Below are 16,070 nucleotides of genomic sequence, written 5' to 3'. Positions count from 1 at the left end.
CACGCTTCCATCCCAACAATACATCGAGGCAACTTCTCAAAAGTCGCAACCAACGCAAGCCGCTTTATCTGTTGGCGGATCACGCGTTGCCCATTCGGATCAAAACCAACCAGGTGGAAAGTATCTTTGCCAATATCGATACCAACCGACATCAGCTCATCAAATCCAGTCTTCGCCATGCTACTTCTCCTATATGCAGGTGAACTAGGCTCAGCCTAACCTGCTGGGTGAAGCAGCCGGTACATCCCATTAGCGGACGTTCGCGACCCGGAAATGAAGCCCGGTTGGGAACTGAAGAGTTCTATTTTCGACTGCTTGGCTGTCCGCAACTTGGAGTCGGCAGTTTGGCTTGAGACAGGGTTTTGGGCACTTACGCGACGACGGGAAAGACGTTTGTTTTTTTAACGACGCCATAGACGAAGCTACTGTCAATCGACCCAATGCCACCGATAGGGTGCAGCCGCTTTCGAACGAAATTCTCATAGTCCGCCAGATCTGCGACAACGACGCGGAGTAAATAGTCCGAAGTCCCCGTCATCACGAAGCATTCGAGAACCTGATCAACTCGACTGATTTCTTGTTCGAATTGCTGCACCACAGCCTCTGTGTGACCCGTAAGACTGACGCGGACAAAGACAGTCACGGGAAGGCCATAAGCTTCGGCATCAATGCTGGCACTGTAGCCCTTGATAGCGCCACTTTGCTCCAGCTGCTTCAGGCGGCGTAGGCACGGAGAGGGAGACAGGTTTACCGCAGCGGCAAGATCTTGATTCGTCATCCGGCCATTGCGCTGAAGTTCACGAATGATGTGGCGGTCTTTTTGATCCAATAGGGTTATCCTTGGCAGATTATGCCAATATATTAGATATTTGCGTCACAATTGGCAATATACCTTGCGCCTATCCAGCATATTATCTCCTTACACATTTTGGAGCTTGATATGCGCAATCGTCCCGACAGTTTTTCAACCATCGCCATTCACTACGGCTATGACCCTATGGCCCACGAAGGGGCGCTGACACCTCCTTTGCACCTGACATCAACTTTTGCGTTCGAAACCGCAGAAGCGGGTGGTGAGATGTTTGAAGGGGAGCGTGCCGGGTACATCTATTCGCGCATTTCCAACCCCACAACGGCGCTTCTTGAACAACGTATTGCGGCCCTCGAAGGCGCTGAGGCAGGGCTTGCTCTTGCGTCTGGCATGGGCGCGATTACCGCTGCCATGTGGACGTTGCTGTCCCCGGGTGACGAGGTGATCTTGGACAAGACACTTTATGGCTGCACATTTTCCTTCATGCAGCACGGGCTTGCCAAATTCGGGATCACCATCACCCATGCGGATCTGACGCAGACCGAAGCGCTCGCAAGGGCAATCAGCAAGAAAACCAAGATCGTGTACTTTGAAACACCGGCCAACCCAAACATGCGCTTGGTCGATATTCGGGCGATTTCGGATATCGCCCACGCCAGTGGTGCGTTGGTGATTGTCGATAATACATACGCGACACCCTACCTCACCCAGCCGGTCAAGCATGGTGCGGACATCGTGGTGCACTCGGCCACGAAATACCTCGGCGGCCACGGCGATGTCGTCGCAGGCCTGCTGGTGGGCTCGGACGAGCTGGTCAACGAGATCAGGCTCTACGGGATGAAGGACATGACCGGAGCCGTGATGGCTCCTTTCAATGCGATGCTGATCTTGCGTGGCATCAAGACATTGGAACTTCGGATGGATCGCCACTGTTCGAGCGCCTTGCAGGTCGCGGAACTGCTCGCGCAGTCGGATGCGGTGTCAGAAGTATTCTATCCGGGCCTGCCAAGCTTTGCCCAGCATGACTTGGCAAAACGACAGATGTCGCAATTCGGTGGTATGATCGCATTTGAACTCAAAGGTGGTATGCAAGCGGGGATCGAGACGATGAACCGGCTGAACCTGATCACGCGGGCGGTGTCACTGGGGGACGCCGAGACGCTGGTGCAGCACCCCGCGAGCATGACCCATTCGACTTATACCCCCGAAGAACGGGCGGAGCATGGCATCAGCGAAGGTTTGGTGCGTCTGTCAATTGGCCTTGAAGGGGTGGATGACGTGCTGGACGATCTCGAGCAGGCCTTGCCACGCCCCCCGATCCGCTCTGCCGCATAAGCCTGACAACAGGAGACAAGCCATGACCCGCTCAACCGAACACCTGAAGGCCGTTGAACAGCGCCTCTTGTGGTTGTCCCACTGGATGATCCACAACGCCAATCACATCCGCCCCAAAGCGGACGGGATCAAGGTTGGCGGGCATCAAGCCTCGTCAGCCTCCATGGTGTCGATCATTACGGCGCTGTATTTCTCTGTGCTCAGGCCTGAAGATCGGGTGGCCGTGAAGCCCCATGCCTCACCGGTGTTTCATGCGATGCAATACCTGATGGGCAACATGACCCGCGAGAAGATGGAGAATTTCCGCGGCTATGGAGGCGTGCAAAGCTATCCTAGCCGCACCAAAGACGTAGATGATGTGGATTTCTCAACGGGGTCGGTCGGCCTTGGCGTTGCGATCACCTCTTTTGCATCAATGATCCAAGACTACGTGCAAGCCAAAAGCTGGGGCAAAGAAATCCCGCTTGGCCGAATGGTTTCGTTGATGGGTGATGCTGAATTGGACGAAGGCAACATCTATGAGTGTCTTCAAGAAGGGTGGAAGAACGATCTGCGCAACACGTGGTGGATTATCGACTACAACCGCCAATCTTTGGACGGGATCGTGCGCGAGGGGCTGTTTGCCCGCACCGAAAAGATTTTTGATGCCTTTGGTTGGGATGTTGTGCGGATCAAATACGGGCATCTGCAACGCGCGGCCTTTTCCGAACCGGGCGGCGAGACATTGCGCGACTGGATTGATGCATGCCCCAACCAGCTTTACTCGGCGCTGACCTTTATGGGCGGGGCTGTCTGGCGCAAACACTTGATGGATGATCTGGGCGATCAGGGCGATGTCACGGCCCTGCTTGAACGGCGATCCGATGATGAGTTGGCAGAGCTGATGGAAAACCTCGGCGGTAACTGTGTGCAGTCGATGGCCGAAACCTTTGCAGCAATCGACCACGATCGCCCTGTTTGCTTTCTCGCTTATACGATTAAGGGCTGGGGAACACAGATTGCCGGCCACAAAGACAACCACGGCGGCCTGATGAACAAGACCCAAATGGCCGACTGGCAGGCACATATGGGCGTGGCTGAAGGCCAAGAATGGGAACCGTTCGCCACAGTCGAAAACCCCGAAGCGTTCAAGGCCTTCCTGAATGACACCGCCTTCTTTGCCGATGGCACGCGCAGGCGCACGGATAGCGTGATGATGGTTCCCGCGATTGAAATGACCAGTGATCGCGAAATCTCGACCCAGATGGGCTTTGGCAAGATCCTCGACACCTTGTCCAAGGGCGACAGTGAGCTGGCCAGCCGGATTGTGACGACCTCCCCAGATGTGACGGGCACGACCAACCTTGGCCCATGGGTCAATCGGCGCAAATTGTTCGCGCGCACCGAGCAGGCGGATACCTTCAAAGACCACAACATCCCCTCGACAGCGAAATGGGAGTTTGCCCCGGAAGGTCAGCATATTGAACTCGGCATCGCAGAGATGAACCTGTTCTTGCTGTTGGGGGCCGCGGGCCTGTCGCATTCGTTGTTCGGCAAGCGATTGTTGCCCATCGGTACGGTCTATGACCCGTTCATCGCCCGCGGTTTGGATGCGCTCAATTACGCCTGCTATCAGGATGCCCGCTTCATGATCGTAGGAACGCCTTCTGGCGTGACACTGGCTCCAGAAGGCGGCGCGCATCAATCCATCGGGTCTCCCCTTATCGGCATGTCACAAGACGGGCTTGCCTCGTTTGAGCCGGCTTTTGTGGATGAGTTGGCGGTCATTATGGAGTGGGCGTTTGACTATATGCAGCGCGACGGTGATGGGGACCCGGACGAGCGCACGTGGTTGCGGGATGAAACAGGAGGCTCCGTCTATTTGCGTCTGACGACCAACCCAATCGAACAACCCGGCAAGCGCGGGGATGATGCCTTTCGTCAGGGTGCTATAGACGGCGCCTATTGGCTGCGAAAGCCAGGGCCGAACTGCTCTGTCGTGATCGCCTATCAGGGCGCCGTTGCACCCGAGGCAATCGCAGCGGCGGGCATGATTGGAGAGCATCGGCGTGACGTGGGCGTTCTTGCCGTCACCTCAGCTGATAGGCTGAACGCCGGGTGGAGCGCTGCACAACGTGACCGCGCCCGCGGAAATCTCGAAGCCTCCAGTCATGTTGAAAGCCTGCTGAACGAACTGCCCAGCATCTGCAGTATCGTTACCGTAATCGACGGGCATCCCGCGACACTGTCGTGGCTTGGATCTGTCGCAGGTCACAAAACAATCGCTCATGGCGTCGAACACTTTGGTCAGACTGGATCCATTTCCGACCTCTACAAGCACTTCCGCCTCGACCGAGACTCAATTGTGCAATCGGTCAATGCATTGACAGTTGGGCGTCAGGTTCCGCAAACAAAGGTGGATTCTTTGCTAAACACCTGACGACGCGAAAGCAGCCATTGGATGAAGAAACGCCAGTGTCTGCAAAGTCCGCATCTTACCCCTTCATAACCCTCGTGGTGAAGGTCAGCTATCGTAAACTCGCGCCAAGGGCCTTGGGTCCGCTTCTGGCTGGGAGCAGTCATTCACCCAAAAGAAACGAAAGCCCACTCCCTTCGCAAACCCGCCGTTTCTGAAACTGTCAGCGACGGTCGCGATCCAATGACATGCACCCTCCCTTTCTTATTGCCATAAATATCCAGATCCAGAAGCAGCCTCATGCGCGGCGCGCGCAATATGCCTCCCGCTCAAAGCCCGCTGCACGCCCCATTAACTTAATTCCCGTTAACCAAACCTCGTTTCGGCGGTGCACGGGGTGTGCACGCAGGGTGCACGCATATCACCCCCCTGGAATCAGCGCTCGAAGGCACCGTTAACCAGGCCGTGCGCAGCTGTAACGATTGTCCCTTTTTAAGCCGTTGCGAGCAGGTCTTTTTTAGCTCACGCGGAGAGAAACTAAAAAGCGCTATATATCAGCACCTTAACCCCGTATTTCACCCCTGATCCAAATGAGCCTCCCTGCCCCCATTGCACCCCATATGATGGCTCTGATATACAAGTGCCAACAATATATAGATCCACAGGACAGGCGAGAAAATCACGTGAGCGACACGCCCGAAACACCTGAAAACAATGACGAAAATGTGCCGGCACGTTACGTCTATGATGGTCCGCAAATCTCGATTATCGACGAGATGAAAACATCCTACCTCGATTACGCCATGAGCGTGATCGTGTCCCGCGCGATTCCCGATCTGCGCGATGGCCTGAAACCTGTGCACCGCCGCATCCTCTATGCGATGTATGAGGCTGGCAACACACACGACAAACCCTACCGCAAATCAGCCCGCGCTGTGGGCGATGTCATGGGTAAATACCACCCTCACGGTGACAGCGCGATCTATGACGCCCTTGTGCGTATGGCGCAGGATTTCTCCATGTCCCTGCCGCTGCTCGACGGTCAGGGCAACTTCGGCTCGATGGACGGCGACAACGCCGCTGCCATGCGCTACACCGAGGTGCGTATGGACAAGCCCGCCGCCTATGTGCTGGCCGACATCGACAAAGACACCGTTGATTTTCAAGACAATTATGACGGCAAAGACCGTGAACCAACGGTTCTGCCCGCCCGTTTTCCCAATATGCTGGTCAATGGTGCCGGCGGTATTGCTGTCGGTATGGCCACCAACATTCCGCCCCATAATCTGGGCGAAGTCGTTGACGCCTGCCTCGCGCTCATCGAGCAGCCCGATCTCAGCTCCGAGCAACTGATCGAATACGTCCCCGGCCCCGACTTCCCCACGGGCGGCATCATGCTGGGCCGCACAGGCGCACGCAAAGCCTACCTCGAGGGCCGCGGCAGCGTCATCATCCGCGCCAAAACGCGGGTGGAAGAAATTCGCAAGGACCGCTGGGCGATCATCATCGACGAGATTCCCTATCAGGTCAACAAGGCCACAATGATCGAACGCATCGCCGAGGCCGCCCGCGACAAAAAGATCGAAGGCATCAGCCACGTCCAGGACGAATCCGACCGCAACGGTGTCCGCGTCGTTATCGAATTGAAAAGAGATGCCACCGCAGAAGTGGTGCTCAACCAACTCTTCCGCTTCACTCCGATGCAAACCTACTTCGGTTGCAACATGCTGGCCCTCAACGGCGGCCGCCCCGAGCAGCTCACACTTCGCAATTTCCTCACATATTTCATAGACTTCCGCGAGGAAGTTGTTGCGCGCCGCACCGCTTTCGAACTGCGAAAAGCGCGTGAGCGGAGTCACATCCTCTGTGGCCTCGCCGTGGCCGTTTCCAACGTCGATGAAGTTGTCGCAACCATCCGCGCCTCCCGCGACGCCGCCGAGGCGCGCTTCAAACTTATGGAACGCCGCTGGCCCGCTGGTGAAATCGTTGGCTACCTCAAGCTCATCGACGACCCGCTCCATCCCGTTAACGATGACGGAACCTACAACCTGAGCGAAATCCAGGCCCGCGCCATCCTTGACTTGCGCCTCCAGCGCCTCACCCAGATCGGCGTCAAGGAAGTCACCGACGAACTTGAAGAGCTGGCCGGTAAGATCAAGGAATACCTGGAGATTCTCGGTTCTCGCGAGCGCATCATGGGGATCATCTCTGACGAGCTTTCAGAGGTGCGCGAGCTCTTCGCCGTGCCCCGTCGCACCGAGATCGTCGACTGGTCCGGCGATATGGAAGACGAAGACCTGATCGAGCGTGAAGATATGGTCGTCACCGTTACATCGGGCGGCTATATCAAGCGCACCCCGCTGGCCGATTTCCGCGCCCAGAAGCGTGGCGGCAAGGGTGTATCCGGTATGCAGACCAAAGAAGAAGACGTGATCACCACACTCTTCGTGGCCAATACACACACGCAGCTTTTGTTCTTCACCACCGAGGGCATGGTCTACAAGCTCAAGACATGGCGCCTGCCTCAGGGCTCGCGCACATCCAAAGGCAAGGCAATCGTCAACATCCTGCCCATCCCGCCCGGTGTTTCCGTCGCGGCGATCCTGCCGATTGATCGGGATGAAAAAGACTGGGACGATCTGCAAATCATGTTCGCCACCTCGGCGGGTGATGTGCGCCAGAACCGCCTGTCCGACTTCACCAATGTCATGCGCAACGGCAAGATCGCCATGAAACTGCCCGAAGACGGCTCTGTGCAACTGGTTAACGCGCGCATCTGTTCCGATCAGGACGATGTCATGCTGGTCACCAACGGTGGCCGCGCCATCCGCTTCCCCACAACCGATGTCCGCGTGTTCAATTCGCGCGCCTCAACCGGTGTGCGCGGTGTGCGGCTTCAGCCCAAACAGCGCGTTGTTTCCATGTCGATCATCCGCCATTTCGACGCCACATCAGACGAGCGCGCCGCCTACCTCAAGATGCGCCGCGCCATGGCGGGCCTCGCCGATGACGCCGAGGGTATCGACGATGAAGGTGATGCAAACGCCAGCATCAGCCAAGAGCGTTACGTCGAAATGTCCGCACAAGAAAACCTTATCCTCACGCTCACCACCGGCGGCGCAGGCAAGCTCTCCTCCAGCCATGATTACCCCGTGCGCGGACGCGGCGGCATGGGTGTCACGGCGATGGACAAAGCCATGCGTGGCGGCGAAATCGTCGCGTGCTTCCCTGTCGAGATGGAGGACCAGATCATGCTGGCCACTTCCAAGGGCCAGTCGATCCGCGTGCCTGTTGAAGGCATCTCCTTCCGCTCGCGCAGCGCAGGCGGCGTCAAGGTTTTCAACACAGGCAAAGGTGAAGAGGTCGTTTCCGTCGCCTGGATCGCCGATCAGGGCGATGAGGACGAAGCAGACGCACCACAGCCCGAAAGCTAAGCGCAACGCAAAAGCTTGAAAGCGCTCACCATACGTGAGCGCTTTTTCCATAGCCGAAGCGCTTGCAGCCATTTCAACTGCCCCGCTCTTTTTTCTTGCTGGAAATATCCCGGGGGGGCTGGGGGGGCTGGCCCCCCCAGCGGGTCGGCGTCAGCCGAATTTGCCTTCGAGATAGCTCAGCAATGGTTCCTCATTCGGTACGTGCCCCGAAGCGCGTTCAATCAGATCACGGGGCCGATAGAGTCCGCCATGCACCTGCACCGCGTCGCGCAACCAACCCGTCGCGCCCGAGACATCACCCGCCGCCAGTTCGTCGTCCAGATTTGGCCGCGCAAGCCGTAACGCCTCATAAAGACAGCCAGCATAGACATTGCCCAAAGCATAGGTGGGAAAATACCCCCAAAGCCCGCAGGACCAATGCACATCCTGCAAAAGCCCGTTCGAGGGCAGATCAACTGCATAGCCGAAATCGGCCTCAAAGCGCGCGTTCCACGCCTCTTCCAAATTCCGCGCCTCAAGCTTGCCCGCAATCACATCGCGCTCCAGATCAAAGCGCAGCATGATGTGCAGATTATACTGCACCTCATCGGCTTCGGTGCGGATGTAGCCTTTGCCCAAGCGGTTCACCGTGCGGAAAAATACGTCCTCATCGGTTATCCCGAAGTTCCCGAACGCATCTTTCATCTGCCCGAAAAGCCAGCCCGTAAAAGCACGTGAACGGCCCAGCTGATTCTCGTAAATCCGGCTCTGGCTTTCATGCACGCCAAGCGAAACTCCCTCTCCCAGAGGGGTCAGCAAGTGCTCGGGCGCAATGTTTTGTTCGTAAGTCGCATGGCCCGTCTCGTGGATGGTCGAGTAAATGCTGTTGAACGGATCGGTCAGCGCCGTGCGCGTGGTGATCCTCACATCCTGCCCCGAGCCTGATGAAAAAGGATGCACCGCCTTGTCCAACCGCCCGTGCCGCATGTCATAGCCAAAGGTCTTGGCCAGCGCGCGCGCAAGTCGCATCTGCTTTTGCTCGTCAAACTCATGCGCAAGCTCAGGTGGCTGCTCGCCCCCCATCACCTTGTCCCGCAGCGCCACCAATCGGGGCCGCATCGCGGCAAAAGTCTTGGCCACATCATCGCCGCTGGTGTCTGGCTCATAATCATCCAGAAGGGCGTCATACGCCGTGCCACCATTGGCCAGCGCAGCCGCTTCTTCACGTTTCAGCGAAATCATCTCTTTCAAAGCAGGTAAAAACGCCGCCACATCTTCCTTGGCACGCGCCTCGCTCCAGATCCGCTGCGCGCTTGAGGAAAGCTTTGCAATCGCTTCGGCGAGCTTTGCAGGCACACGCTGGCTACGCTCGTAACTGCGAGTGATGTGGCGGATATTGGCCGCGCCGACAGCATCAAGCTTGTCCGCGTCGATCTTGCCAAGCCACTCGCCAATTCGCGCATCCGTGCGTCGTGCGTGCAGCACGCTTTCCATCGCAGCAAACTCCTCGGCGCGCTGGCCTGCAGCCCCTTCAGGCATCACGGTTTCCTGATCCCAGCCAAGCCGCCCCGCGACCTGCCCCAATGCCTCGGTCTGGCGCTGAAACGCCATCAGTTCATCATATGCAGACATAGCTTACCCTTCACGGATTGAGGACGCGCGCGGATATTGCGCCATAAAGCGCGCACGAATGATCAGAACCCAAAGCAGCGCCGCAATGGCCTGATGGACAATCGCAATATGCCAAGGTGCGGCAGTGACAACCGTGAATATCCCCAGAACAATCTGGAAAAACAGCGCATAAGCTGCCACAGAAAATGCAGCCTTGGTGCTCCGGTTCGCCGATCTGCGACCCTTGAAAAAGATCATGATCGTGAAGCCAAGCAGCAGATATCCGGTGACACGGTGAACAAACTGCACAAGCCCCGGGTTTTCAAAAAAGTTGCGCCATAGAGGCTCGATCATCATCGGATCAGGCGGAATAATCTGCCCGCCCATAAGAGGCCAATCGGTATAGGAGCGCCCCGCATCAATGCCCGCTACCAAAGCGCCCAACAGGATTTGCAGGAAGGCAAAATGCATCCAGCCCGTGCCAAGTGAAAACAGCTTGGCCTCGCGCAAACGGCGCGCTTGCATCAGGTCACGCTCGGGCCGCGACAGCAGTAACGCATACCATGTGATGAAGCCGATAATCACAAAAGCAAGGCCCAGATGCGTCGCCAGACGGTAGCTCGCCACACTGGTCATCGAGCCGGTGAGGCCAGAGGAAACCATCCACCAACCGATAAAGCCTTGCAGCCCGCCAAGCCCGCCAATCAGCAGCAAACGACCAGTCCAACCCTTCGGGATCTGGCGACGCAGCGCAAACCACGCAAAGCCAAGCGCCCAGACAAGCCCGACCACGCGGCCAAGCTGGCGATGGCCCCATTCCCACCAGTAAATAGATTTGAAATCAGACAGATCCATCCACTTGTTTTCAATCTGGAACTGCGGAATCTCCTGATATTTGGCAAACTCCGATTGCCAGTCCGCCTCGTTCATCGGCGGCATGGCCCCCGTCAGGGGCCGCCATTCCGTGATCGAAAGGCCGGAATCCGTAAGGCGCGTCAGCCCGCCCACAACGATCATTGCAAACACCAGGATGCCCAAAAGGATGATCCAGGCGCGAATGGCCAGCCGTGCGCCGCCTTGCCCCTTGTCAATCATCCCGCCCTTGGGTGCGAGGGGCTTGGCCCCTTTCTCGCTGTTCACATCCTCAAAAATCGCGCGTTTCTCGGCCATAAGATACCTCTTGTCCTGTCGCTTCTGCTCAAATTAGGGCGCAGCTTCACGAGCTGCAAGCGCCGTTAATCGTCTTTACCCCTGATAAGTTGCCGCAGCGCGCCGTGGAGCATCTGCACATCGGCTCGCGTGAGAGGCATACGGCTCCAGAGGTTGCGAAGGTTGGTTTTCATGTTTGCCGCTTTCTCGGGCGGAAAGAAGAATCCGCGCTCATCAAGCCGCTCTTCCATATGTCCCGCCCAGGCCTCGATATCACCGCCTGTGGCAGGGTCGCCACCACGCGCAATCTCCATCCGCTCATGGGCAATATCGCCCTGCGCACGTCGCCATTCATAGGCCGTCAGCAAAACACATTGCGCAAGGTTCAGCGAAGGAAAATCAGGGTTCACCGGCAGCGTGATAAGCGCATTGGCCCGCGCCACATCGTCGTTTTCCAGCCCTGCCCGCTCTGGTCCGAACATCACCGCCACTTTTTCGCCCGCTGCCAGCTTCTCGGCGGTCAGCTGCATCGCGCGCTCGGGGCTCATCACAGGTTTGGTCAGCCCCCGAATGCGCGCCGTGGTGGCAAAAACATAGGTCGCATCATCCAGCGCCTCAGCCAGAGTTCCGCACAGCTGGGCTTCGTCAAGCAATCGCCCCGCGCCGGAGGCCATAACAACAGCCTTCTCGCTCGGCCAGCCATCACGCGGGGCCACAACGCGCATACGGTCAAGTCCGAAATTCCACATCGCTCGCGCGGCCGCTCCGATATTTTCGCCCATCTGCGGGCGCACAAGAACAAAATGTGGCTGCGGGCCTTCTGTCGGCATGGTTTGAAATCCTTTTGAGGTTTCAGCCCTTCTATGGGAAGTGACCCTGCCCGCCAAGCCCCCTTTCCCAATGGGAAAAACCGCGCTAGAAGGGCTGAAATCCACCTCGGGAGGCCATCATGGCAGAAGAAGACAAGCCACAGATCTATCTGATCACACCACCCGAAATAGAGCTTGGGCGCTTTCCCTCCGAACTGGCAAAAGTGCTAGATACCCACGCTGTCGCCTGTGTGCGCCTCGCGCTGGCAACCCATGATGAAGATACGCTCAGCCGTGCTGTCGATGCTTTGCGCGAAGTGACGGTCGAGCGCGATGTTGCTCTTGTGGTTGAAAAGCATATCCTTCTTGTCGAGCGCCTCGGCCTTGACGGGGTGCACCTCACCGATGGTGCGCGCTCTGTCGCGAAGGCACGCAAGGCCTTGGGGCAAGAGGCCATCGTCGGCAGCTTCTGTGGCAATTCACGCCACGATGGCATGGCCGCAGGCGAGGCAGGTGCCGATTATGTCTGCTTCGGGCCCATCGGCGCGACCGCTCTGGGCGATGGCACACAGGCCGAATATGACTTGCTGGAATGGTGGTCACAGGTCATCGAAGTGCCTGTCGTGGCCGAAGGCGCCCTCGATGAAGCGCTCATCACACAATTCGCTCCCGTCACCGACTTTTTCGGAATCGGCAGTGAAATCTGGTCCAAAGACAATCCCACAGAAGAACTCACCCGCCTGATCGCTGCAATGGCTTAAGCCTCAAGCGCCGCATCATAAGCCTCACCTGCCGCAATCAACCCGGCAGGCATCGCACTGCGCACAGCGTCCTCCGCCGCCCGCGCCAGCGCTTTACGATCCGCAAAATCAGCCACCCTCAGGGGGGCATGATAAGTCACACTCACGCTTCCACCGTGCCCTGCCGCGAGCGTTTTCAACAGATGCGGGCCGAACTCCATATCACCCCACCAGCCATAAAACCGCACTGTGGCCCCTGCGGGCGCGCGATAAACAACGCTCACAGGCTGCACAAACAATCGCTCGCGTAGGCTGTCGGCAAAGAATGCCTGAAACAGCGTCGGCTTGAACGGCAAAACCCTGAGGCCATCGGTCGATGTCCCTTCAGGAAAAAACAACAGCTTATGCCCCGCCAGAAGCCGCGCTTCAAACACCTCCTGCTGTGCCCGCGCTTCGCGACGGTCACGGTTGATAAACACTGTCCCCGTAGCACGCGCCAGCCAGCCGATACCCGGCCATTTCGCCACCTCGGATTTTGAGACAAAATACACCCGCTTGCGGGCATTGAGCGTGAAAATATCCAGCCATGAAGCATGGTTGGCCACAACAGCTCCCGCCTCCTTCATCTGCCGGCCTGTAGCACTGTGCTTCATTCCCAAAATTACAAAGGCCATACGGCAGACAAACTGGGTGATGTAAGGCGTCCAAGGCCGGTGCAGCCCGTAAAGCGGCCGCTCAAACAGCCTCAGAGCGAGCAAAACAAGCAGCCCGCCAAACACCAGCACGATCAGCGCCGCTGCACGCAAAATCACCCGCAGCCAGCCCGCCAACGTGATATTTGTCTCGTCCGGCGCACGCGATGCATCCCAGCTCATATCCGCCCCTCATAAATCGCGCGGCTGCGCGGCGGCATTGCTTGCGTATCAAGGATCAGGCATACATCGGTCGTGTTAAACGCATGGTCCACAAACGCCCCCTCACCCACAACACCGCCAAGCCGCAGGTAAGCCTTAATCAGGGCCGGCACGTCCAGCATCGCGGCACGGCGGTCCAGTTCGGCTTCCGCAATCAGATCCATCCGCTGGAAGTTCTCTTCGCGTGCTGTCACACGCAGCGTCTCTGGAGCCAGATGACGGTGACGTAAAAGCGATAGCGGCGCAGCCAGCTTCGTAGCTTCGGTCCCGTGAAAACTCGCCACGCCAAACAAAACCTCTATCTGGCGCTCGCGGATCACCTCGGCCAGCGCGTTCCAGAGATAAAACATCCCCGCCCCGCCGCGATACGCGGGGTGCAAACACGAGCGTCCAAGCTCCAGAAGCCGACGCCCGCTGGACTTGAGCTTGCCTAGGTCGTATTCGCCCTCGGAGTAAAACTGTCCTGCCGCAGACGCCCCGGCCTCATCAAGCAGGCGATATACGCCAACAACATGCTCATGCCCGTCCGCCTCGCGCGCCTCGTCAATCAGCACCAGATGATGGCTCACCGCATCAAACCGGTCGCGCTCGAAGCGGCCCTCGTGGTCGACAAGCGGCCCGTCACTGCCGAGTTCCTCGACAAACACCCGATACCGTAAGCGCTGCGCCGCCAAAACATCGGCGTCACTGGTCGCAAGTCTCACAGTAAAATTCGGCGCGCGCATTGTCCCTCTTTGCTCTTGGTCGGATCTGGCGTTCTTCTAGGTTGCACACCTCTTTCGCGCAAGAGGTGCAAAACTTAAGGACAAATTAACCTTTCGGTAACCATCATTCGGCATCAAAGACAGGCTCAAGCTCGATACGAGCGCCCTCAATCACAACCTTGCCCGCTTCGGGGAAGTTAACGGTAATCTTGCCGCCTATGTTGGATTGCACCTGCCCCACGCCCCATTCGGGCATTTGCGGGTGGCGCACCCTCATACCGGGTGTCAGGATGGCGTTCATATCGGACATGCAGAGACCGTATAGGGAGAAACCAGGTTGACACAAGACACACTTCAAATCGCGCGCCTCATCGGCTCCCGCATCTGCCACGATATCATCAGCCCGGTCGGAGCCATAGCCAACGGAATGGAGCTTGTCGCCCTCACAGGCGCTGCCGATACCCCTGAACTCGCGCTGATCAACAGCTCGGTTTCAGGCGCCACGGCGCGGATCAAGTTCTACCGCATCGCCCTTGGCATGTCGTCATCAGAGCAAAAACTCGGTGCGCCCGAGCTGTCGCGCATCCTCAAAGCTTACTACACCGGCAGCCGCCTCACCTGTAATTGGGCCGTAACGGATGACAGCCCGCGCGACGAAGTGCAAATGGCGCTGCTCGCGCTCCTCTGCCTTTCCAGCGCCCTGCCCACAGGCGGCGCTTTGCATGTGGCGCATGAGAGTAGCGGTTGGGTTATTTCAGCCCAAGGCCAGTTGCGCGTTGATCAAGATATCTGGAGCACCCTAACAGGCACGCCTGCGCCCGTAGGCTTGCAGCCTTCCGAAGTGCAGTTTGCAATGCTGCCCGAATGCGCCCGCCAGCTCCAACGAAAGGTGAGCTATGAGGAAAGCGAAACAGCCCTCACCATCCGATTCTAAGAGCGCACAGCCCCGTCACCCTCGACAAGATACTTGAAGCTCGTCAACTGCGCAGCGCCCACAGGCCCGCGTGCATGCATCTTGCCCGTGGCAATGCCAATCTCGGCGCCCATACCAAACTCGCCGCCATCGGCAAACTGGGTCGAAGCGTTGCGCATCAGGATTGCACTGTCCAGCCGCTCAAAAAAGCGCTCCGCCGCCGCGTCATCCTCGGTAATGATGCAATCGGTATGGTTCGAGCCGAATTCGCGGATATGCGCAATCGCCGCATCTAGGCTGTCCACAACCTTGGCCGCGATGATCATATCAAGGTATTCGCAGCCCCAGTCAGATGAGCTTGCAGGCGTAACACCTTCAATCTTAGCAATTTCCTCATCGCCCCGCACCTCGACACCCGCCTTGAGCAGCGCCTTGATCACGCCTTGGCCAATCGTATTCATCACATCTTTATGAACAAGCAGACACTCCGCCGCACCGCAAATACCGGTGCGCCGTGTCTTGGCATTGAGGATCACATTGAGCGCCTTCACAGGGTCGGCTTCGGCATCAATGTAGATATGCACAATTCCCTCCAGATGTGCAAAAACAGGCACCCGCGCCTCACGTTGCACAAGGCCCACAAGCCCCTTGCCGCCGCGCGGCACGATCACGTCGATATAATCGGTCATCGTCAGCATTTCGCTCACGGCAGTCCGGTCGCGCGTCGGCACAAGCTGGATGCTCGCCTCGGGCAGCCCGACAGAGACAAGCCCTTCCACAAGACAGCCATGCAACGCAGATGAGCTGTGAAACCCCTCCGAGCCACCGCGCAAAATCACGGCGTTGCCCGCCTTCAGGCAAAGCGCCCCCGCGTCTGCCGTCACATTGGGGCGGCTTTCGTAAATAACGCCGATCACCCCCAAAGGCGTGCGCACACGGCGGATATGAATGCCGCTCGGCTGGTCCCATTCTTCAAGCACCTCGCCCACAGGGTCGGCCTGTTCTGCCACAGCTTTCAGCCCATCCACAATGCTGCCCACCCTCGCTTCATCAAGCATCAGTCGGTCCATCATCGCAGGGCTCAGGCCCTTCTCGGCGCCAAATGCCATGTCCTTGGCATTGGCCGCGATAATCTCGTCGCGCCTGTCCCAGACGGCCTCAGCCGCCGCAAGCAGCGCATCACGCTTTTGCGCCGATGTAGCAAACGCCAGCTCTGCAGCCGCCGCGCGCGCCTTTTGGCCCAGTTCTTGCATCATCTCGGGAATATCAGTCATCG

General features: G+C 57.9%; 13 protein-coding genes and 1 pseudogene. 5 read left to right on the top strand and 9 right to left on the bottom strand.

Going from position 1 to position 16,070, the window contains the following annotated elements; translation table 11 throughout:
- Positions 1-179: pseudogene (locus OE750_RS02870) on the bottom strand (IS110 family transposase); the annotation flags it as partial.
- A gap of 191 nt (positions 180-370) precedes the next feature.
- Entirely contained in the window at positions 371-829 is a 459-nt protein-coding gene (locus OE750_RS02865) for an Lrp/AsnC family transcriptional regulator (protein ID WP_263761145.1), read from the bottom strand.
- 111 nt (positions 830-940) lie between these two features.
- On the opposite strand from OE750_RS02865, the gene OE750_RS02860 reads away from it, so the two are divergent.
- From OE750_RS02860 to gyrA, 3 genes are all read left to right on the top strand, one after another.
- Positions 941-2,146, top strand: a complete 1,206-nt coding sequence (locus OE750_RS02860; protein ID WP_263761143.1) for a methionine gamma-lyase — start codon at positions 941-943, stop codon at positions 2,144-2,146.
- Positions 2,147-2,168: 22 nt separating this feature from the next.
- Positions 2,169-4,565: a transketolase gene (locus OE750_RS02855; protein ID WP_263761141.1), complete on the top strand. Its 2,397-nt coding sequence runs from the start codon at positions 2,169-2,171 to the stop codon at positions 4,563-4,565.
- Between the two features lie 659 nt (positions 4,566-5,224).
- Positions 5,225-7,975 carry a DNA gyrase subunit A gene (gene gyrA, locus OE750_RS02850; protein WP_263761139.1) on the top strand — a complete coding sequence of 917 codons (2,751 nt, stop codon included), beginning with the start codon at positions 5,225-5,227 and terminating at the stop codon, positions 7,973-7,975.
- A 150-nt stretch (positions 7,976-8,125) separates the two neighbouring features.
- On the opposite strand, the gene OE750_RS02845 is transcribed toward gyrA, so the two are convergent.
- The 3 genes from OE750_RS02845 to OE750_RS02835 all read right to left on the bottom strand — a co-directional run bounded on the left by OE750_RS02845 (position 8,126) and on the right by OE750_RS02835 (position 11,544).
- Complete coding sequence (locus tag OE750_RS02845; RefSeq protein WP_263761137.1) at positions 8,126-9,586, bottom strand: carboxypeptidase M32; 1,461 nt, start codon at positions 9,584-9,586, stop codon at positions 8,126-8,128.
- 3 nt (positions 9,587-9,589) lie between these two features.
- The gene (ctaA, locus tag OE750_RS02840) at positions 9,590-10,735 is read right to left on the bottom strand and encodes a heme A synthase (protein ID WP_263761135.1); all 1,146 of its coding nucleotides are present in this window, start codon (positions 10,733-10,735) and stop codon (positions 9,590-9,592) included.
- A gap of 65 nt (positions 10,736-10,800) precedes the next feature.
- Complete coding sequence (locus tag OE750_RS02835) at positions 10,801-11,544, bottom strand: RNA methyltransferase (RefSeq protein ID WP_263761134.1); 744 nt, start codon at positions 11,542-11,544, stop codon at positions 10,801-10,803.
- Between the two features lie 119 nt (positions 11,545-11,663).
- Here OE750_RS02835 and OE750_RS02830 point away from each other — a divergent pair, with 119 nt between their 5' ends.
- The gene (locus OE750_RS02830) at positions 11,664-12,284 is read left to right on the top strand and encodes a thiamine phosphate synthase (RefSeq protein WP_263761132.1); all 621 of its coding nucleotides are present in this window, start codon (positions 11,664-11,666) and stop codon (positions 12,282-12,284) included.
- Here the strand turns inward: OE750_RS02830 and OE750_RS02825 are convergent.
- The 3 genes from OE750_RS02825 to OE750_RS02815 form a co-directional block, all read right to left on the bottom strand.
- Positions 12,281-13,138 carry a lysophospholipid acyltransferase family protein gene (locus OE750_RS02825; RefSeq protein ID WP_263761130.1) on the bottom strand — a complete coding sequence of 286 codons (858 nt, stop codon included), beginning with the start codon at positions 13,136-13,138 and terminating at the stop codon, positions 12,281-12,283. The genes OE750_RS02830 and OE750_RS02825 overlap by 4 nt on opposite strands.
- Positions 13,135-13,902, bottom strand: a complete 768-nt coding sequence (locus tag OE750_RS02820) for a GNAT family N-acetyltransferase (RefSeq protein WP_263761128.1) — start codon at positions 13,900-13,902, stop codon at positions 13,135-13,137. Before OE750_RS02820 ends, OE750_RS02825 begins: the two co-directional genes overlap by 4 nt.
- Before the next feature lie 103 nt (positions 13,903-14,005).
- Positions 14,006-14,191 (bottom strand): DUF3553 domain-containing protein, encoded by a 186-nt coding sequence (locus tag OE750_RS02815; RefSeq protein ID WP_263761126.1) that lies wholly within the window; start codon positions 14,189-14,191, stop codon positions 14,006-14,008.
- A 27-nt stretch (positions 14,192-14,218) separates the two neighbouring features.
- Here OE750_RS02815 and OE750_RS02810 point away from each other — a divergent pair, with 27 nt between their 5' ends.
- Positions 14,219-14,815, top strand: coding sequence for a histidine phosphotransferase family protein (locus OE750_RS02810; RefSeq protein WP_263761124.1), 597 nt, complete (start codon positions 14,219-14,221; stop codon positions 14,813-14,815).
- Here the strand turns inward: OE750_RS02810 and OE750_RS02805 are convergent.
- Positions 14,812-16,068: a glutamate-5-semialdehyde dehydrogenase gene (locus tag OE750_RS02805; RefSeq protein ID WP_263761122.1), complete on the bottom strand. Its 1,257-nt coding sequence runs from the start codon at positions 16,066-16,068 to the stop codon at positions 14,812-14,814. The two genes, OE750_RS02810 and OE750_RS02805, sit on opposite strands and share 4 nt — an antisense overlap.
- Positions 16,069-16,070: the final 2 nt, after the last annotated feature.

The sequence above is a fragment of the Lentibacter sp. XHP0401 genome (assembly GCF_025751535.1).
In the GTDB taxonomy this organism is placed as follows: domain Bacteria; phylum Pseudomonadota; class Alphaproteobacteria; order Rhodobacterales; family Rhodobacteraceae; genus Lentibacter.
The sequence above is the reverse complement of the archived record's forward strand: the minus strand, read 5'-3'. Positions and strand labels throughout refer to the sequence as shown.